Consider the following 18982-nt stretch of genomic DNA (forward strand, 5'->3'; position numbering starts at 1 on the left):
CAAGTGTCCACTCAATTTGGCGTGCTTGATTGGGCCGCGCACAGACGGGAGCGGGAGATGGCCTTGTTGGCCGACGGCGCGAGCGCACTGTTCATCGACGGGAAGTTTTCGCCGGGCAACGCCGGCACGTTTCCCACGATCAACCCGGCAACCGAGGAAGTGCTCGGAGTTGCCGCCGACGCCGACGCCGACGACATGGGTCGCGCGATCGACGCCGCGCGGCGGGCGTTCGACGGCACGGACTGGTCCCGCGACACCGAGCTGCGGGTGCGGTGCGTGCGGCAGCTGCGCGAGGCGATGCAGCAGCACCTCGAAGAGCTGCGCGACCTGACCATCGCCGAAGTCGGCGCGCCGCGAATGCTCACCGGCATCGCCCAGCTGGAAGTGCCGGTCAACGACCTCGCGTTCGCGGCCGACACCGCCGAATCCTACGAATACAGCCAGGATCTCGGCGAGGCGTCGCCGATGGGCATCCCCACCCGGCGCACCATCGCCCGCGAGGCCGTCGGTGTCGTCGGCGCCATCACCCCGTGGAACTTCCCCCACCAGATCAACCTCGCCAAGATCGGACCGGCGCTGGCCGCCGGCAACACCGTCGTCTTGAAGCCGGCCCCCGACACCCCCTGGTGCGCCGCCGTGCTGGGCGAACTGATCGCGGAGCACACCGACTTTCCGCCCGGCGTGATCAACATCGTCACGTCCAGCGACCACGGTGTGGGCGCGCTGTTGGCCAAAGACCCTCGGGTGGACATGGTTTCGTTCACCGGCTCGACCGCCACCGGCCGCAGCGTGATGGCCGACGGCGCCGCCACCATCAAAAAGGTCTTCCTCGAGTTGGGCGGCAAGTCGGCGTTCATCGTCCTCGACGACGCAGACCTGGGCGGCGCGGTGGGCATGGCGGGCTTTTCGGTCTGCATGCACGCGGGGCAGGGGTGCGCGATCACCACCCGGCTGCTGGTGCCGCGGGCGCGGTACGACGAGGCGGTCTCCATCGCGGCCGCGACGGTGGGCGGCATCAAGGCCGGCGACCCCACCGACCCCGGAACCATCTGCGGGCCAGTGATTTCGGCGCGCCAGCGCGACCGGATCCAGGGCTACCTCGACTCGGCGATCGCCGAGGGCGGGACCTTCGCGTGCGGAGGCGGCCGGCCGGCCGATCGTGACGTCGGCTTCTTCATCGAGCCCACCGTGATCGCAGGGCTGGGCAACGACGCCCGCTGCGCGCGGGAAGAGATCTTCGGCCCGGTCCTCACCGTGATCCCGCACGACGGCGACGACGACGCCGTGCGCATTGCCAACGACTCGCCCTACGGATTGTCGGGCACCGTGTTCGGCGCCGACCCCGAGCGCGCGGCGCGGGTTGCCGCGCGGGTCCGCGCCGGAACGATCAATGTCAATGGCGGCGTGTGGTATTCGGCCGACGCGCCGTTCGGTGGCTACAAGCAATCCGGAAACGGTCGCGAGATGGGCCTGGCCGGTTTCGAGGAGTACCTGGAGATCAAGACCATCGCGACAGCGGTTAACTAGAGGAGCTTGACAGCATGCGATTCGAGAACAAGGTCGCCATCGTCACCGGGTCGGGCGGCGGCATCGGCCAGGCGTACGCCGAGGCGCTGGCCCGCGAGGGCGCCGCGGTCGTGGTGGCCGACATCAAGGCCGAGGCGGCCGAGGCGGTGGCCAAGCAGATCGTCGCCGACGGCGGGACGGCGCTGGCCGTGCCGGTCGACGTGTCCGACCCGGCGTCGGCCAAGGCGATGGCCGACCGCACGCTGGCCGAGTTCGGCGGCATCGACTACCTGGTCAACAACGCCGCGATATTCGGCGGCATGAAGCTGGATTTCCTGCTCACGGTCGACCCCGAGTACTACAAGAAGTTCATGAGCGTGAACCTCGACGGCGCGCTGTGGTGCACCCGCGCGGTGTACAAGAAGATGGCCAAGCGCGGCGGCGGGGCGATCGTCAACCAGTCGTCCAGCGCGGCGTGGCTGTATGCGAACTTCTACGCGTTGGCCAAGGTCGGCATCAACGGCCTGACCCAACAGCTGTCCCGCGAACTCGGCGGCCAGAACATCCGCATCAACGCGATCGCGCCCGGACCCATCGACACCGAAGCCAACCGGACCACCACCCCGCAGGAGATGGTCGCCGACATCGTCAAGGGTCTGCCCCTGTCGCGCATGGGAACTCCGGAGGACGTCGTCGGGATGTGCCTGTTTTTGTTGTCCGACGAGGCGTCGTGGATCACCGGGCAGGTGTTCAACGTTGACGGCGGGCAGATAATCCGGTCATGACGAACGACTTGAGGCTCGGCTACATCGGGCTGGGCAACATGGGCGCCCCGATGGCCACGAAGATGACCGAATGGCCCGGCGGGGTGACGGTTTACGACATCCGGACCGAGGCGATGACGCCGCTGGCCGAGAAGGGCGCCGGCCTGGCCGACAGCGTCGCCGACGTCGCCGCCGCCGACATCGTCCATGTCACCGTCCTCGACGATGCGCAGGTGCGCGCGGTGGTCGGCGAACTGGCGGCGCACGCCAGGCCCGGCACGGTGATCGCGATCCACTCGACCATCAGCGACACCACCGCCGTCGAACTGGCCCGCGAGCTGAAACCGCGCGGCATTCACATCGTCGACGCGCCGGTCAGCGGTGGCGCGGCCGCCGCCGCGAAGGGCGAGCTGGCCACCATGGTGGGCGCCGAGCGCGAGGTCTACGAGCGGATCAAGCCGGCCTTCAAACACTGGGCCGCGATGGTCGTCCACGCCGGGGAGCCGGGCGCGGGGACGCGAATGAAGCTGGCCCGCAACATGTTGACCTTCACCTCCTATGTGGCGGCGTGCGAGGCGATGAGACTGGCCGAGGCGGCCGGGCTCGACCTGCAGGCGCTGGGCCGGGTGGTGCGCCACACCGACGCGCTCACCGGCGGGCCAGGGGCCATCATGGTCCGCGATGACATGAAAGATCTTCAGCCGGAACACTTTCTGTACCAACCGTTTATGCACACCCGGGGTCTCGGTGAGAAGGACCTGAGCCTGGCGCTGGGTTTGGGCGATACGTTGTCGGTCGACCTGCCGCTTGCCCAGCTGGCGTACGAGGGGCTGGCCGCCGGCCTGGGGGTGCCACACACAGAGAAAGAGGCATGATGGACGAGCTGCGCCGCAAGGGCCTCGAGAAGATGAACGAAGTCTACGGCTGGGAGATGCCCAACGTGGAGGGCGACGCGTACTTCGACCTGACCGTCGACCACCTGTTCGGCAGCATCTGGACGCGACCGGGATTGTCGATGCGCGACAAGCGGATCATGACGCTGACGGCGGTGACCGCGATCGGAAATCGCGACCTGGCCGAGATCCAGATCAACGCCGCACTGCTCAACGGGGAGCTGAGCGAGACCGAGCTGAAGGAGATGGCCGTCTTCCTCACCCACTACCTCGGCTTCCCGCTGGGCTCGGCGCTCAACGGCGCCGTCGACGCCGTCGTCGCCAAGCGCAAGAAGGCTGCGGCCAAGGGCGCCGCGGAGGACAAGAAGGCCAACGTGGACGCCGCGCTGAAGATGCACTCCGGCGACAAGGACTGAGCCGAGAGGTCAGTACGGCTGCACGCCTTCTGGCATCACGTATTCGGAGATCGGCCCGGAGACGCCGTTGACCGACGTGCCGCCGTTGATGATGCCCGGCGCCATTTCCAGCATGTTGTGCGGGAACCCGAATTTCGGCTTGGTCAGCGCGTCGAGCCGGGCCAGCTCGTCGGCGCCGAGGCTCACCTCGACGGCGCGGACGTTGTCGTTGAGTTGCGCGAGCCTGCGCGCGCCGATGATGACGGACGAGACGCCGGGCTGCGCGCGGACCCAGGCCAGCGCGATGCTGGCGACGGTCGTCTCGTGGGCCTTGGCGATGGCCTCGAGTTCGTCGATCAGCGCGTAGGTCTCCTCGTTGAGGAACGCGTTGACCATCGCGCCGCGACCGGCGTCCTGCCGGCCGGCATTGGCCCGGGTGTACTTGCCGCTCAGCACGCCGCCCTTGAGCGGCGACCACGGTGTGATGCCGAGACCGAACTCGGACGCCATCGGCACCAGTTCCTGTTCGACGTCGCGTTCGAGCAGCGAGTACTCGACCTGCAACCCGACGAATGCCGACCAGCCGCGGAAACGCGCGATGAGGTTGGCTTCGGCGATCTTCCACGCCGGCGTGTCCGAAACGCCGATGTAGCGCACCTTGCCCGCCCGGACCAGGTCGTCGAGCGCCGCCATGGTCTCCTCGATCGGGGTGCTCGCGTCCCAGATGTGCAGCCAGTAGAGGTCGATGTAGTCGGTCTGCAGGCGCCGCAACGAGTTTTCGCACGCGTTGACCAACGATTTGCGGCCCGAGCCGCCGCCGTTCGGATCGCCCGGGTAGAGGTTGCCGCTGAACTTGGTCGCGATCACCAAGCGGTCGCGCCGGGCGGGGTGCCGCCCGACGTGGTCGCCGATGATCTTCTCGGAGTGGCTCCTGGTGTAGAAGTTGGCGGTGTCGATGAAGTTGCCGCCGAGTTCGGTGTATCGATCGATGATCTGTTGGGACTCTTCCACACTGGTGCCCCAGCCGAGGTCTTCGCCGAACGTCATCGCGCCGAGGCACAGGGGGCTGACCCGCAAGCCGGAGCGTCCGAGTGTCACGTATTGATCCAGGGGCATGGCGGCGGCTTTCTGGTAGATTGTTCGCTTATGCGCTTGTTCCAATCTAAACTAGTTCACGACTGAACGATCTGGCAAGTCGATGTCAGCGGTCGATGCGGCCAAGATCTGGTCGTTGAACTACCGGGTGCTGGTGTCGGTCATCGCATGCGCCGAGGCCGACATCGGCGCGCTCGGGCTCGAGTCCAAGGAGCTGTTCCTGCTCGCCGAGATCGACGAGCATCCCTATCCCGCCGAATTGGCGGCGACGCTCAGCATGCCCAAGGCGACGGTGACGGTCTACCTGAAACGGCTCGAGGCGGCCGGGTTCGTGCGCCGCGAGATCGACTCCGCCGATCTGCGTCGCCACCGCCTCCTGCTCACCCCGGCCGGCCGGAAAGCCGCCGCCGACGGCCTCGCGCTGCTGTCGGCGGAGTTCGACAAGCGCCTGGGGCGTCTCACCGCCGCGCAGCAAAAAGAGCTGAAAGGCCTGCTGGAGCGAATCGTCTGACCGCCTGGGCTACTCTGACGTGTCGTGCGTGTCCTGGTGATCGGTTCCGGTGCCCGTGAGCATGCGCTGCTGCTGGCGCTGCGCAGGGATTCGCAGGTCACCGGGCTGGCGGTCGCACCGGGCAACGCCGGCACCGCCCGGCTGGCCGAACAGCATGACGTCGACATCACCTCCGGCGAAGCGGTGGTCGCGTTGGCGCGCGAGGTTCGTGCCGACCTCGTCGTCATCGGTCCCGAGGTGCCGCTGGTGCTGGGGGTGGCCGACGCGGTGCGCGCCGCCGGCATCGCCTGCTTCGGACCCGGCAAGGACGCCGCCCGCATCGAGGGCTCCAAGGCGTTCGCCAAAGACGTCATGGCCGCGGCCGGCGTGCGAACCGCCGCGAGCGAAATCGTCGACAGCCCGGCACGTTTGGACGCGGCCCTGGACCGCTTCGGCCCGCCGGCCGGCGACCCGGCGTGGGTGGTGAAAGACGATGCCCTGGCGGCAGGCAAGGGCGTGGTGGTGACCCCCGATCGCGACGCGGCGCGCGCCCACGCCGCCAGCCTGCTCGAGGCGGGACACCCGGTGCTGCTGGAGTCCTTCCTCGACGGCCCCGAGGTGTCGCTGTTCTGTGTGGTCGACGGCGCCACCGTGGTGCCGCTGCTGCCGGCGCAGGACTTCAAGCGGGTCGGCGACGGCGACACCGGCCCCAACACCGGCGGCATGGGCGCCTACGCGCCGCTCGCGTGGCTGCCGGAGGAGGTGTATCGGGAGATCGTCGGCCGGATCGTCGAACCCGTTGCGGCCGAACTGGTTCAGCGCGGCTGCCCCTTCACCGGCTTGCTCTACGTCGGTCTGGCGATCACCGCGAAGGGGCCCGCCGTCGTCGAATTCAATTGCCGCTTCGGCGATCCCGAGACGCAGGCCGTGCTCGCCCTGCTGGAGTCGCCGCTCGGCCAATTGCTCTATGCCGCGAGCACCGGCGGGCTGGCCGGTTTCGGCGGGTTGCGCTGGAGCGAGGGCGCCGCGGTGACGGTGGTGCTGGCGGCCGAAAACTACCCCGGACGCCCGCGGGTCGGGGACGTCGTCGTCGGCGCGGAAGCCGACGGCGTGCTGCACGCCGGAACCGCGCGGCGCGACGACGGGGCGATCGTCTCGTCGGGCGGGCGGGTGCTGTCGGTGGTGGGCACCGGAGCGGACCTGTCCGCCGCCCGCGCGAACGCGTACGAGATCCTGGGTTCGATTCGGTTGCCCGGCAGCCACTTCCGATCCGATATCGCCCTCGCCGCGGCGGAGGGCAAGGTGAGCGTCTAGAAACCTGCGGCCTGCCCGTCGCGGCGCGGATCGCTCACGGCCAGGTAGCCGTCGTCGAGCCGCCAGATCGCCTGGCAGCTGCCGAACTGGTTGTAGTCGTCCACGGCGATCAAATCGTGGCCGCGCCGCCGGAGTTCGTCGAGCGTCGACTCCGGGAAGCCGCGCTCGCAGCTGACCTGCATGCCCTGCACCCAGCGGAACCGCGGGCCGTCGCACGCAGCCTGCGGATTCTGCCCGTGGTCGGCGATGCGCACCATCACCTGCACATGCCCCTGCGGCTGCATCGTGCCGCCCATCACCCCGAAGCTCATCACCGGGGCCCCGTCCTTGGTGACGAACCCCGGGATGATGGTGTGGTACGGACGCTTGCCCGGCCCGACGCGGTTCGGATGTCCCTCGGCGACAGCGAAATCCGCACCCCGATTCTGCAGCGACACCCCGGTGCCCGGCACCACCACGCCCGAGCCGAACCCCATGTAGTTGGACTGGATCATCGACACCATGACCCCGGCGGCGTCGGCCGCCGTCAGATAGACGGTGCCGCCGCGCGGCGTGCCCGCGGACGCCGGCCTGGCCCGCGTCGGATCGATCAGCGCGGCGCGCTGCCGCAGGTATTCCTTGTCCAGCAGGTCATCCGGGGCCAGCGCCATGTGGTCGATGTCGGCGACATAGGCCTGCGCGTCGGCGAACGCGAGCTTCACGGCCTCGATCTGCAGGTGCACGCTGTCCGCGGAATCGGCCGGCCACGAGGACATGTCGAAGTGTTCCAGGATCCCCAGCGCGATGAGCGCCACGATCCCCTGGCCGTTGGGCGGTATCTCGTGCACGGTGTACCCGCGATAGGCGGCATCGATCGTGCCCACCCAGTCGGCGCGGTGCGCGGCGAGGTCGCCGGCGCGCATCGCCCCGCCATGGGCCAGCGCGTGCGCCTCGAGTGTGGCGGCCACGTCGCCGCGGTAGAACGCCTCTCCGTTGGTCGCGGCGATCCGCTCGAGCGTGGCCGCCTGGTCGGGAAACCTGAAGAGCTCGCCCGGTTTCGGCGCCCGCCCGCCGGGCAGGAACGCCTCGGCGAACCCAGGCTGGTCCTTGAAGAGCGGCACCTGGGCCGCCCATTGCTCCGCGACGGTGGGCGACACCAGAAAGCCGTTGCGGCCGTAAGAGATTGCGGGCTCGAACAGCCTCTCGAACGGCAGCCTGCCGAACTTGGCGTGCAGCTCCGCCCACGCCGAGACCGCCCCGGGCACGGTCACCGAATTCCAGCCGAGCGCGGGAACCGCGTTGCCGCCGAAGTACTCCGGCGTCCAGGCCGCGGGGGAGCGGCCGGAGGCGTTCAGCCCGTGCAGCCGCGCGCCGTCCCAGACGATGGCGAAGGCGTCCGAGCCGATGCCGTTGGACACCGGCTCGACCACGGTCAGGGTGATGGCGGTGGCGATCGCCGCGTCCACGGCGCTGCCACCCCCGGCGAGCATGCGCAGACCGGCCTGGGCGGCAAGCGGTTGCGACGTGCACACGACGTTGGCCGCCAGGACGGGCTTTCGCGGCCAGGCGTACGGGAGGCTCCAACCGAAGGGTGTGGTCACCTCCGCGAGACTAGGCCGTCAGCAGCGGCGCCAGCCAGGTCAGCTCGGCCGGCAGCTGCGAGCTCCAGAACTCCGCGTTGTGCCCGCCGGGCGAGAAGCCGCCAGCGGGCGGGTTGGGCAGTTGCGCGATGAACTGCTTAGTCGCCCCGTAGAACGGGTCGCTGTCGCCGCAATCCACCCGGATCGGTATCGACGCCAGCGCCGGCATCCCGAACACCGAGTTCGCCGCGAAGTCGTCCGGCCCGTCGAACGCCCCCGGTGCGGCCGCCCCGGACGACATCCACAGCGCCGGGCTCACCGCGCAAATCGCGGCGGTGCGCGCAGGCCCGAGCCGCCCGCCCAGCAGCAGCGCGCCGTAGCCGCCCATCGACCAGCCGAGGAACGCGACCCGCGAGGTGTCCAGGTCCTGGCCGCCCAGCATCGGGATCAGCTCGTTCAGCACCATGGCCCCGGCGTCCTCGCCCGACGCCCGCTTGTGCCAATAACCGCCGCCACCGTCGACGGCCACCACCGCGAACGGCGGCAGCCCGGCGTTGACGGCCTGGGCCAGCCCCTGCTCGACGCCGCCGGCCATCACGGTGGCCGCGTCGCTGCCCTTGCCGTGCAGCGCAATGACCGGTCGCAGCGCCTTGGTCTGCCCCGGTGGACGGGCGATCGCCCAGTTGGTGTTGACGCCGCCGCGCGCCGCTGAAACGAAGGAGCCCGTCACCATGGTCGGCGCGGCGGAGGCCGGTGCCGCCGGTGCGACGGGGGCGCTGGGCGGCGGAGCCAAGGGCGCCTGGGTGCTGGCCGCCGACACCGGCGCCGCGTGAGATGTTCGGGGCTCTAACAGGATGTCGAGGGCGTATGCGCCGGTGGCGCCGACGGCCGCGCCGGCGCCGAGACCGAGCAGGGCGCGGCGGCTCAAGTCGGGCATGCGGGCCATCATGCCACGGCCGTTTGGCCAAAATGGCAATGGAGTACCACTTTTGCTGGCACCATGGCTACTCGTGACTGCAGCAGTTACTCCAAAGGGAGAACGTCGACGGTATGCGCTCGTGAGCGCCGCCGCCGAGCTGCTTGCCGAGGGCGGGTTCGAAGCGGTGCGCCACCGGGCGGTCGCCCGCCGGGCGGGTCTGCCGTTGGCCTCGACCACTTATTACTTCTCGTCGCTGGACGATTTGATCGCCCGCGCCGTCGAACACATCGGGATGATCGAGATCGCCCAGCTGCGGGCGCGGGTCAACGCGTTGTCCCGGCGGCGCCGCGGACCGGAGACCACCGCCGAGGTGCTGGTCGACCTGCTGGTGGGGGATCTGTCCGACCCGGCGCTCACCGAGCAGCTGATCTCCCGTTACGAGCGGCACATCGCCTGCACCCGGCTGCCCGCCCTGCGCGAGACGATGCGTCGCAGCCTGCGCCAGCGCGCCGAGGCCGTGGCGGAGGCCCTCGAACGGTCCGGCCGATCCGTGCGGATCGAGCTGGTGTGCACGCTGATCTGCGCGGTCGACGGGTGCGTGGTCTCCGCGCTGGTCGAGGGCGGCGACCCGGCCGCGGCCGCGTTGGGCACGGTGGTCGAGCTCGTCGACGTGCTCGCGCCCATCGACCCGCGACCGGTGCAGATCTGAACCACTAGGGGCGGGGCAGCGACGGGGTCACGATGTATCCGGTGGCGAAGTCGCCATAGATCGTGACGGCGGCCGGACAGCGCTGGGAGTACAACGCCACGTAGGCGCAGACGACGGCGTCGACCGGGTCTTCGGCGCGGCGCAGCTCGCTCTTGCGTTGCGCCGTGACGACCTGCCCGCGCAGCTGCGCCCAGCCGTCATGGCCAACGACCCGCAGGGGCACCGCGGCGTCGGCGAGCTTTTCGACGCCGTCCATCAGCAGCAAGAGCTCGGACTTGAGCCCGTCGAGGGTGCGGCCGGGCTTCGCCTTGTATTTCAGCGTCCGCTCCAATCGGAACAGCGCGACGGTGGCCGCGTGCGGGTACACCTCGATGGCGCGGCGCCCGGCCGTCGACCGCGGATCCAGCTCGAGGCCCAGCGCCGCGGCCAGCCGACCCCCGCGTGGGCCGTCGGCGAATTCGGGTTTTCCGGTATTGCAGGGGTGCGCCCCGGCTTCGAACCGGCGGAAGTCGCGGTTGAGGGCCGCCTCGGCCGGCCGCTGGCCGGTCGGGTTGGTCACCACCAGCGGCGCGTCGAAGGCGACCAGGCAGTCGTCGCGCACATAGGGCGACAGGGCGGCCAGCACCGCCGCGTCGTCGCGCACGGCGCACAGGTGCAGCAGGCGGCCGTCGGCGTCGAGGACCGCGACACCGGTGGGGTTGCGACCGCCCCAGGCCAGGTCGACGCCGGCGAAGTGCACCCCCACAGGCTATGGCCGCCGGTCACATCCGCCACATTGGCCTCTGCGGAAGCCGGGACCCTTTGTGCCCGCCTCACAGCGACAATCAGGCGGGTCGGCGCGGTGGGCGCGCATTGTCGCTCTGAGGCGGGCACATCGCCTGCCGCCCGGCGGAGAGACAGAAGTGACAACAGTGACCGGAAGCCGATCGGCGGGACGCGCCGACCGTAAGCTGTCTGCTTGTGAGCATTCCGAACGTCCTGGCCGCCCGGTACGCCAGCGCGGAAATGGTCGCGATCTGGTCGCCGGAGGCCAAGGTCGTCGCCGAGCGGCGGCTGTGGCTGGCCGTGCTGCGGGCGCAGGCCGAACTCGGAGTGGACGTTCCGCCCGAGGCGATCGCCGATTACGAACGGGTGCTCGACGACGTCGACCTGGCCTCGATCGCACAGCGCGAACGCGCGCTGCGCCACGACGTGAAGGCCCGCATCGAGGAATTCAACGCGCTGGCCGGCCACGAGCACGTGCACAAGGGAATGACGAGCCGCGACCTCACCGAGAACGTCGAGCAGCTGCAGATCCGGCGGTCGCTGGAACTGGTGTTCTCGCACGGCATTGCCGTCGTCGCGCGGCTCGCCGAGCGGGCGGTGGGCTACCGCGATCTGGTGATGGCCGGGCGCAGCCACAACGTCGCCGCGCAGGCCACGACGTTGGGCAAGCGGTTCGCCTCGGCGGCCCAGGAGACGCTGATCGCGCTGACCAGGCTGGGGGAGTTGATCGACCGCTACCCGCTGCGGGGGATCAAGGGCCCGATGGGCACCGCGCAGGACATGCTGGACCTGCTGGACGGCGACGTCGACAAGCTCACCGAACTCGAGGGGCGCGTCGCCGACTTCCTGGGCTTCGCAACGGTTTTGACCAGCGTCGGACAGGTGTACCCGCGCTCGCTGGACCACGACGTGCTGTCGGCGCTGGTGCAGCTGGGCGCCGGGCCGTCGTCGATGGCCCACACCATCCGGCTGATGGCCGGGCACGAACTCGTCACGGAAGGCTTCGCGCCGGGGCAGGTGGGCTCGTCGGCGATGCCGCACAAGATGAACACCCGCAGCTGCGAGCGGGTCAACGGGCTGCAGGTGGTGCTGCGCGGCTACGCCTCGATGGCCGCCGAGCTGGCCGGCGCGCAGTGGAACGAGGGCGACGTGTTCTGTTCCGTGGTGCGCCGAGTCGCGTTGCCGGACAGCTTCTTTGCCATCGACGGGCAGATCGAGACGTTCTTGACGGTGCTCGACGAGTTCGGCGCCTACCCGGCGGTGATCACCCGCGAGCTGGACCGCTACCTGCCGTTCCTCGCCACCACCAAGGTGCTGATCGCCGCGGTGCGCGCGGGCATGGGCCGCGAGGCCGCGCACCACGTGATCCGCGAACACGCGGTCGCGACGGCGCTGGCCATGCGGGAACGCGGCGCCGAACCCGACCTGCTCGAGCGGTTGGCCGCCGACGAGCGGCTGCCCCTGGACCGCGCGGCGCTGGACGCCGCGCTGGCCGACAAGAAGTCGTTCACCGGGGCCGCCGGTGACCAGGTGGACCAGGTGGCCGCGATGGTCGACGCGTTGGTGAGCCGCTACCCGGACGCGGCGAAATACACCCCGGGTGCGATCCTGTGACGCTCGCGGGCGCGCTATCGGGGATCGACTTCACCGACCTGGACAACTTCGCCAACGGGTTTCCGCACGACCTGTTCGCCGTCCATCGGCGCGAGGCGCCGGTGTACTGGCACGAGCCGACGGACAACACCCCGGACGGCGAGGGCTTCTGGTCCGTCGCCTCCTACTCGGAAACCCTTGCGGTGCTGAAGGATCCGGTGACATTCTCCTCGGTCACCGGCGGCGAGCGACCGTTCGGCGGCACGCTGCTGCAAGACCTGGCCATCGCGGGCCAGGTGCTCAACATGATGGACGACCCGCGGCACTCGCAGATTCGGCGTCTCGTCAGCTCCGGGCTGACGCCGCGGATGATCGGGCTCGTCGAGGACGATCTGCGGTCGCGGGCCCGCCGGCTGCTGGACGCGGTGGTGCCGGGCGAGCCGTTCGACTTCCTGGTCGACATCGCCGCCGAACTGCCGATGCAGATGATCTGCATCCTGCTGGGAGTGCCGGATTCCGAACGGCATTGGCTGTTCCAGGCCATCGAGCCGCAGTTCGACTTCGGGGGTTCCCGCAAAGCGTCGCTGTCACAACTTTCGGTCGAAGAGGCCGGCTCCCGGATGTACGCCTACGGCCAGGAGCTGATCGCGTCGAAGCGGGCCAACCCGACCGACGACATGTTGTCGGTCGTGGCGAATGCGACCGTCGACGACGAGAACGCACCGGCCCTGTCCGACCTGGAGCTGTACCTGTTCTTCAGCCTGCTGTTCAGCGCCGGCGCGGAGACGACGCGCAACGCGGTCGCCGGCGGGCTGCTGGCCCTGGCCGAGCATCCGGAGCAATTGCGGGCGCTGCGTTCGGATTTGACCCTGCTGCCGACGGCGGTCGAGGAGATGGTGCGCTGGACGTCGCCGTCGCCGTCGAAGCGCCGCACCGCCACGCGCGACGTCAGCCTCGGCGGGCAGTCGATCCGGGCGGGGCAGAAGGTCCAGATCTGGGAGGGTTCCGCCAACCGGGACGCCGACGTGTTCGACCGACCCGACGAATTCGACATTGCCCGCAAACCCAACCCCCACTTGGGCTTCGGCCAGGGTGTGCACTACTGCCTGGGCGCGAACCTGGCCCGGCTGGAACTGCGGGTGCTGTTCGAGGAGCTGCTGACGCGCTTTTCCGCCGTACGGGTCGCGCGGCCCGTCGAATGGACCCGCAGCAATCGGCACACCGGCATCCGGCACCTCGTCGTGGAGCTCATCGAGGGACCGTGACCATCCGGCTCGCCGATGTCGAGCCGTCACCCGATGTGTTCGCCGCGGTGATGGCGACCGGAATCCTGTCGATCGCCGCTCGCGATCACCGGTACTTCGCCATCAGCGACGCCTTGGGCGTACTGGCCACCCTCGCACTGCTGGCCCTCGTCGTGGTGGTCGTCGCGACCCGGGCGCTGGCGTCGTGGGATTTGCGGGATCCCGATGTCACCCTGCGGCTGTTCACCTTCGTGGCCGCGTGCGCGGTGCTGGACAGCCGGCTGGCGTCCCACCGAATCGTCCTGCAAGTGCTCGGTGCGGTGGCCCTGGCGGCCTGGCTGGCGTTGCTCGCGCTGACCGCGCGCAACATGTCGGCCAGCCCCTGGGCGGCGCTGCGCGACCGCGCACATGGTGCGTGGGAACTGGCCAGCGTGGGCACCTCGGGACTGGCGATCGTGGCGGCGGTGGCCGCGCGGCACGAGCGCCGGTGGCTTTGGGTGGCGGCGCCGGTCTGGGTGGCGGCGCTGTGCATCTACGCGTTGATGACCTGGCTGATTTTGTGGCGCGCGGTCAGCGAGCGTCAGGATCGTGACGGCTTCGAGCCGGACAGCTGGATCCTGATGGGCGGGTTGGCCATCGCGACGCTGGCCGGCGACAGCATCCACGCCCTGGCTCCCGCCTGGCTGGCCGGGCCGGTGCTGGCGGTTACCGTCGTCACCTGGGTGGCGGCCACGCTGTGGATACCGCCGCTGATTCTCTTCGGCCTGCGCCGGATCAGCCGGCGGCCCACGATGCTGCGGTTTGCCGGGGTGTGGTGGGCGCTGGTGTTTCCGTTGGGCATGTATTCGGCCGCCAGCTATGCGATGGTCGCCGGGATCCATCAGAACGCGCTGCTGACCGTTTCCCTGGTGTTCTTCTGGGATGCGTTGGCCGCGTGGCTCATCGTCGTCATCGCCGGCCTGCTGCGACTGCGGCGTGGCCTGTCGTCAGTCGGCGCGCAGCGCGATGCCGGCCGCCCGTAGTTCCAGGGCGGCCAGCGCCCGAATGGTGGCGGGATCCTCATGGCGCCACCCGCCGACCGGGTCCGCGCTGATCGCGGTCAGCTTGCGCGGCGGCCGGTTGGTCAGGGCCCGCAGCGCCAGCAGCTGTTCGCCGGCCGGGGTCGCGGCCAGGCCGGTGACCGTCCACTTGCGCCGGAAGAACCGAAGCCGCAACAGCAGCCACGGGATGACCACGATCAGCAGCGGCACCGCGACGACGGCCAGCGACAGCAGCACCGCCAGCCAGCCCGCCGTGGTGTCGAGGCTGTGTCCGGCCCCCGCGATGTCGAGGGCGGCGGCGCTGGCGGACGCGAGGGGCTTGCTGACCGCGTCGCCGACCACCGGAATGTGCTGCGCACCTTGGCCCGCCGAGGCGAGGTTGCCGGCGATGCCGTTGGCGCCGATCTCGACCTGGCGACCGGCCTCGGCGATCGTCGAGATGGCGTCGTAGACGGCCGTGCCGACGAGCAGCCAGATCAGCGACCACAGGAAGATGGCGAAATCGCTGAAGAGTTGGGCCGCCAGCCGGCCGGGCGTGGTGGCGTAGGGCAGAATCCGCAATGGCAGCGACGTCATAGCCTCGATCCCAGCACAGGGCCGCCCGATAGGCTGACCCGATGCGCCCAGCACTGTCCGACTACGAGCATGTGGCCAGCGGCAAGGTCCGGGAGATCTACCGCGTCGGCGACGAGCACCTGCTGCTGGTGGCGACCGACCGGATCTCCGCGTACGACTACGTCCTGGACAGCACCATCCCGGACAAGGGTCGGATCCTGACCGCGATGAGCGTGTTCTTCTTCGGCCTCGTCGAGGCCCCCAACCACCTGGCCGGCCCGCCCGACGACCCCCGCATCCCCGACGAGGTGCTCGGTCGCGCGCTGCTGGTACGGCGGCTGGACATGCTTCCGGTGGAATGCGTGGCCCGCGGGTACCTGACCGGGTCGGGGCTGCTGGATTACCAGGCGACCGGCAAGGTCTGCGGCATCCCGCTGCCACCGGGGCTGGTGGAGGCCAGCAGGTTCGCCACCCCGTTGTTCACCCCGGCGACCAAAGCCGCGCTGGGCGACCATGACGAGAACATCTCGTTCGCCCGGGTGATCGAGATGGTGGGTGCGGTGCGCGCCAACCAGCTACGCGACCGCACGCTGCAGATCTATGTTCAAGCCGCCGACCACGCGCTGAAAAGGGGAATCATCATCGCGGACACCAAATTCGAGTTCGGCACCGACGGGGGCGGCCACCTGCTGCTGGCCGACGAGATCTTCACGCCGGATTCCTCGCGCTACTGGCCGGCCCAGGACTACCGGGCGGGCGTGGTGCAGAACAGCTTTGACAAGCAGTTCGTCCGCAACTGGTTGACCAGCCCCGAGTCCGGCTGGGACCGGCACGGTTCACAACCCCCGCCACCCCTGCCCGACGACATCATCGACGCCACCCGCAGCCGCTATATCGAGGCCTACGAACGCATCTCGGGCTTGAGCTTCGACGACTGGATCGGCCCGGGCGCATGACGGAGGCTTCGCTGGACGCGCTGGTGCCACCGGTCGCAAAGCGGGTCGAGACCCGGCGAGAACACCACGGCGACGTCTTCATCGACCCCTACGAATGGCTGCGCGACAAGGCCGACCCCGAGGTCATCGGCTATCTGGAGGCCGAGAACGACTACGTCGACCGGATGACGTCCCACCTGGAACCGCTGCGGCAGAAGATCTTCGACGAGATCAAGTCGCGCACCAAGGAGACCGATCTGTCGGTTCCGACCCGGCAGGGTGACTGGTGGTACTACGCCCGCACCTTCGAGGGCAAGCAGTACCGCGTCCAATGCCGTTGCCCGGTGGCCGATCCCGGCGACTGGGACCCGCCGGTCCTCGACGAGGACACCGAAATACCCGGCGAACAGGTTCTGCTCGACTCGAACGCGGAGGCCGAGGGCCACGAATTCTTCGCGCTGGGCGCGGCGATGGTCAGCCTGGACGGGAATCTGCTCGCGTACTCGGTCGACACCGTCGGCGACGAGCGCTATACCCTGCGGTTCAAGGACTTACGCACCGGGGAGGCATACCCCGACGAGATCGCGGACATCGCGGCGGGAGCGACCTGGGCGGCCGATCACCGCACCGTGTATTACCTGACGCTGGACGCGGCCCACCGGCCCGACAAGGTCTGGCGGTACCGACTCGGCTCCCAAGAGCCGTCGGAGCTGGTGTATCACGAAGCCGACGAACGGTTTTGGCTGGGGGTGGGGCTCACCCGCAGCGAGAAATACGTGTTCATCGCGTCGGGCTCCTCCATAACCACCGAGATGCGTTACGCCGACGCAGCCGATCCGGACGCGACGTTCACCGTCGTGTTGCCGCGGCGCGAGGGAATCGAGTATTCGGCCGAGCACGCCGTGGTGGGGGGAGAGGACCGATTCCTGATCCTGCACAACGACGGCGCGGTGAACTTCACGCTCACCGAGGCCCCGGTCAGCGATCCGACGCGGCAGCGCACCCTGATCCCGCACCGCGACGATGTGCGGCTCGACGCCGTGGACGCCTTCGCCGGTCACCTGGTGGTGAGCTATCGGCGCGCGGCGTTGCCGCGAGTTCAGTTGTGGCCCATCGGATCCGACGGTGCCTACGGCGAGCCGGAGGAAATCTCGTTCGACTCCGAGCTGATGTCGTGCGGGTTGGGCGGCAATCCGAACTGGGATTCGCCCAAGCTGCGGATCAGGGCCGGGTCGTTGGTCACCCCGGCGCAGGTCTACGACATCGACCTCGCCACCCGGGAGCGGACGCTGCTGCGCGAGCAACCCGTCCTGGGCGGCTACCGTCCCGCCGACTACATCGAACGGCGCGACTGGGCGCGGGCGGACGACGGCACCGAGATCCCCGTGTCGATCGTGCATCGCGCCGACGTCGAATTCCCCGCGCCCACCCTGCTGTACGGTTACGGCGCCTACGAGCTGTGCACCGACCCCAGCTTTTCGATCGCCCGGTTGTCGCTGCTGGACCGCGGCATGGTCTTCGTCATCGCCCACGTGCGTGGCGGCGGTGAGATGGGCCGGCTCTGGTATGAGCACGGCAAGCTGCTGGAAAAGAAGAACACCTTCACCGACTTCGTCGCGGTGGCAAGGCATTTGGTGGACTCCGGCGTGACCCGCCCCAGTCGGCTGGTCGCGCTCGGCGGCAGCGCCGGCGGCCTGCTGATGGGTGCGGTGGCCAACCTGGCGCCGGATCTGTTCGCCGGCATCCTCGCGCAGGTCCCCTTCGTCGACCCGCTGACCACCATCCTCGACCCGTCCCTGCCGCTGACCGTCACCGAGTGGGACGAGTGGGGAAACCCGTTGAGCGACAGCGATGTCTACTCGTACATGAAGTCGTATTCCCCCTACGAGAACGTCGAGTCCAAGAAGTATCCGGCCATTCTGGCGATGACGTCGCTGAACGACACGCGCGTCTATTACGTGGAGCCGGCCAAATGGGTCGCGGCGCTGCGGCATGCCAACACCGACGGCAATCCGGTCCTGCTGAAGACGCAGATGAACGCGGGACACGGCGGCGTCAGCGGTCGCTACAAGGCATGGCAGGAAACCGCTTTCCAGTACGCGTGGCTGCTAGCCGCTGCCGACCGCGACCGCTACGGCGGCGGCCAGGAAGACGGCCTGCATGGCCGCCCGCAGGGGTAGCCGGGTCGTCATCGACTTGGGCGGATCGGGCATCCGGGACGCGTAGACGTTGGCCGGGAACATGGCCAGCATCAGCACCAGGAGGCAGACGGCCGCCGCCACCCGGGTGGCGGGGACCAACAGTCCCACGGCGCCCAGCAACTCCAGCAGGCCGGTGAGCGTGACCAGGTAGCCGGGAGCGGGCAGGCGCGGGGGCACGATCGCGATGAGATCCCGTCGCAGCGGCGGCGCGAAGTGCGAAAAGCCGGTCAGCAGGAACATCGCCGCCAGGCCGACCGCGATCGACGCGATCCAGTTGTTGACGTACGCGACGCCGAGCCAGCCGATGCTGCGGGCGGCGATGGTGCTCAGGAGCAGCGCGATCAACGGGGCCATGACGTTCCAATCTAGGCAGTGACAAGATTCTAGCACTCGAAGATAGCACCGATCTAGTCACTGTCAAGTTTGGCCGGTATGCTGGCGGCGTGAACCGCTACCACCACGGCGACCTGCGTGCGGTGATCCTCGCCGAGGCGGGCCGCCTGGTGGCCGAGCGGGGCGCGGAGGGCGTTTCGTTGCGCGAGTTGGCGCGCAGTGCTGGCGTGTCGCACGCCGCGCCGGCCCACCACTTCACCGATCGGCGGGGATTGTTCACCGCGCTGGCGACCCAGGGATTCCAGTTGCTGGCCGAGGCGCTGACGAACGCTCGTGGCCGCTTCACCGACGCCGCCCTGGCGTACGTGCGGTTCGCCCTCGAGCACCCGGGCCACTACCAGGTGATGTTCAACAAGTCGCTGCTGGACGCCACCGACACGGAACTGGCCGCGGCCGAGGCCGCCGCCGGAGCCGAGCTCTCCCGCGGCGTTGCGACCCTGCGGGACCCCAACGCGCGGGCCGACCCCGCGGGCGCGCAACTCGCGGCATGGTCACTGGTGCACGGGTTTTCGACGCTGTGGCTCAACGACGCCGTCAACGCACACGTCAGGCGGTCCGACCCGATGGACGCCGTCGCGCGGATCGCAACGATGCTGTTCGAGGGGTGAGCGG

The 18982-nt window shown here is 69.4% G+C and carries 19 protein-coding genes; 13 read left to right on the forward strand and 6 right to left on the reverse strand.

Going from position 1 to position 18982, the window contains the following annotated elements; genetic code table 11:
- Window positions 1-57: 57 nt before the first annotated feature.
- Genes AWB89_RS17970 through AWB89_RS17985 form a run of 4 tightly spaced genes read left to right on the forward strand, consistent with a single transcriptional unit; the run spans window position 58 to window position 3579 of the window.
- Window positions 58-1527, forward strand: coding sequence for an aldehyde dehydrogenase (locus AWB89_RS17970; RefSeq protein WP_085175471.1), 1470 nt, complete (start codon window positions 58-60; stop codon window positions 1525-1527).
- 14 nt (window positions 1528-1541) lie between these two features.
- On the forward strand, window positions 1542-2291 hold the full coding sequence (locus tag AWB89_RS17975; RefSeq protein ID WP_085095675.1) for an SDR family oxidoreductase: 750 nt from the start codon (window positions 1542-1544) through the stop codon (window positions 2289-2291).
- Complete coding sequence (locus tag AWB89_RS17980; RefSeq protein WP_085175473.1) at window positions 2288-3145, forward strand: NAD(P)-dependent oxidoreductase; 858 nt, start codon at window positions 2288-2290, stop codon at window positions 3143-3145. Before AWB89_RS17975 ends, AWB89_RS17980 begins: the two co-directional genes overlap by 4 nt.
- Window positions 3145-3579 carry a carboxymuconolactone decarboxylase family protein gene (locus AWB89_RS17985; RefSeq protein ID WP_085175475.1) on the forward strand — a complete coding sequence of 145 codons (435 nt, stop codon included), beginning with the start codon at window positions 3145-3147 and terminating at the stop codon, window positions 3577-3579. Before AWB89_RS17980 ends, AWB89_RS17985 begins: the two co-directional genes overlap by 1 nt.
- Before the next feature lie 9 nt (window positions 3580-3588).
- Here AWB89_RS17985 and AWB89_RS17990 read toward each other — a convergent pair whose 3' ends face one another.
- Window positions 3589-4674 carry an aldo/keto reductase gene (locus tag AWB89_RS17990; RefSeq protein ID WP_085175654.1) on the reverse strand — a complete coding sequence of 362 codons (1086 nt, stop codon included), beginning with the start codon at window positions 4672-4674 and terminating at the stop codon, window positions 3589-3591.
- An 82-nt stretch (window positions 4675-4756) separates the two neighbouring features.
- Here AWB89_RS17990 and AWB89_RS17995 point away from each other — a divergent pair, with 82 nt between their 5' ends.
- Together AWB89_RS17995 and purD are read left to right on the forward strand one after the other, a co-directional pair.
- A complete protein-coding gene (locus tag AWB89_RS17995; protein ID WP_085175477.1) occupies window positions 4757-5164 on the forward strand; it encodes a MarR family winged helix-turn-helix transcriptional regulator in 408 nt (135 codons plus the stop codon).
- A 24-nt stretch (window positions 5165-5188) separates the two neighbouring features.
- Complete coding sequence (gene purD, locus AWB89_RS18000) at window positions 5189-6457, forward strand: phosphoribosylamine--glycine ligase (RefSeq protein ID WP_085095665.1); 1269 nt, start codon at window positions 5189-5191, stop codon at window positions 6455-6457.
- Here the strand turns inward: purD and AWB89_RS18005 are convergent.
- Window positions 6454-8037 carry a gamma-glutamyltransferase family protein gene (locus tag AWB89_RS18005; RefSeq protein ID WP_085175479.1) on the reverse strand — a complete coding sequence of 528 codons (1584 nt, stop codon included), beginning with the start codon at window positions 8035-8037 and terminating at the stop codon, window positions 6454-6456. The genes purD and AWB89_RS18005 overlap by 4 nt on opposite strands.
- Window positions 8038-8047: 10 nt before the next feature.
- Complete coding sequence (locus tag AWB89_RS18010; RefSeq protein WP_085175481.1) at window positions 8048-8965, reverse strand: alpha/beta hydrolase; 918 nt, start codon at window positions 8963-8965, stop codon at window positions 8048-8050.
- A 61-nt stretch (window positions 8966-9026) separates the two neighbouring features.
- Between AWB89_RS18010 and AWB89_RS18015 the strand changes: the two genes are divergently transcribed.
- Window positions 9027-9644, forward strand: a complete 618-nt coding sequence (locus AWB89_RS18015; protein WP_085095659.1) for a TetR/AcrR family transcriptional regulator — start codon at window positions 9027-9029, stop codon at window positions 9642-9644.
- Window positions 9645-9648: 4 nt separating this feature from the next.
- Here AWB89_RS18015 and AWB89_RS18020 read toward each other — a convergent pair whose 3' ends face one another.
- Entirely contained in the window at window positions 9649-10383 is a 735-nt protein-coding gene (locus AWB89_RS18020; protein WP_085095910.1) for a DUF429 domain-containing protein, read from the reverse strand.
- Between the two features lie 221 nt (window positions 10384-10604).
- On the opposite strand from AWB89_RS18020, the gene purB reads away from it, so the two are divergent.
- From purB to AWB89_RS18035, 3 genes are read left to right on the forward strand one after another with little or no spacing between them, the layout of a single operon-like run.
- Window positions 10605-12023, forward strand: a complete 1419-nt coding sequence (gene purB, locus AWB89_RS18025) for an adenylosuccinate lyase (protein ID WP_085175483.1) — start codon at window positions 10605-10607, stop codon at window positions 12021-12023.
- Window positions 12020-13267, forward strand: a complete 1248-nt coding sequence (locus AWB89_RS18030) for a cytochrome P450 (RefSeq protein WP_085175485.1) — start codon at window positions 12020-12022, stop codon at window positions 13265-13267. Before purB ends, AWB89_RS18030 begins: the two co-directional genes overlap by 4 nt.
- Window positions 13264-14268 carry a tellurite resistance/C4-dicarboxylate transporter family protein gene (locus AWB89_RS18035; RefSeq protein WP_085175487.1) on the forward strand — a complete coding sequence of 335 codons (1005 nt, stop codon included), beginning with the start codon at window positions 13264-13266 and terminating at the stop codon, window positions 14266-14268. Before AWB89_RS18030 ends, AWB89_RS18035 begins: the two co-directional genes overlap by 4 nt.
- Here the strand turns inward: AWB89_RS18035 and AWB89_RS18040 are convergent.
- A complete protein-coding gene (locus tag AWB89_RS18040; RefSeq protein WP_085175489.1) occupies window positions 14233-14862 on the reverse strand; it encodes a hypothetical protein in 630 nt (209 codons plus the stop codon). The two genes, AWB89_RS18035 and AWB89_RS18040, sit on opposite strands and share 36 nt — an antisense overlap.
- A gap of 41 nt (window positions 14863-14903) precedes the next feature.
- On the opposite strand from AWB89_RS18040, the gene AWB89_RS18045 reads away from it, so the two are divergent.
- Window positions 14904-15797, forward strand: a complete 894-nt coding sequence (locus AWB89_RS18045; protein WP_085175491.1) for a phosphoribosylaminoimidazolesuccinocarboxamide synthase — start codon at window positions 14904-14906, stop codon at window positions 15795-15797.
- Window positions 15794-17956: a S9 family peptidase gene (locus AWB89_RS18050; RefSeq protein ID WP_085175493.1), complete on the forward strand. Its 2163-nt coding sequence runs from the start codon at window positions 15794-15796 to the stop codon at window positions 17954-17956. Before AWB89_RS18045 ends, AWB89_RS18050 begins: the two co-directional genes overlap by 4 nt.
- Here the strand turns inward: AWB89_RS18050 and AWB89_RS18055 are convergent.
- Window positions 17885-18331 carry a DoxX family protein gene (locus AWB89_RS18055; RefSeq protein ID WP_085175495.1) on the reverse strand — a complete coding sequence of 149 codons (447 nt, stop codon included), beginning with the start codon at window positions 18329-18331 and terminating at the stop codon, window positions 17885-17887. The genes AWB89_RS18050 and AWB89_RS18055 overlap by 72 nt on opposite strands.
- Window positions 18332-18420: 89 nt before the next feature.
- Here AWB89_RS18055 and AWB89_RS18060 point away from each other — a divergent pair, with 89 nt between their 5' ends.
- A complete protein-coding gene (locus AWB89_RS18060; protein WP_085175497.1) occupies window positions 18421-18978 on the forward strand; it encodes a TetR/AcrR family transcriptional regulator in 558 nt (185 codons plus the stop codon).
- Window positions 18979-18982: the final 4 nt, after the last annotated feature.

The sequence above is a fragment of the Mycobacterium paraense genome (genome assembly GCF_002101815.1).
Classification (GTDB): Bacteria; Actinomycetota; Actinomycetes; order Mycobacteriales; family Mycobacteriaceae; genus Mycobacterium; species Mycobacterium paraense.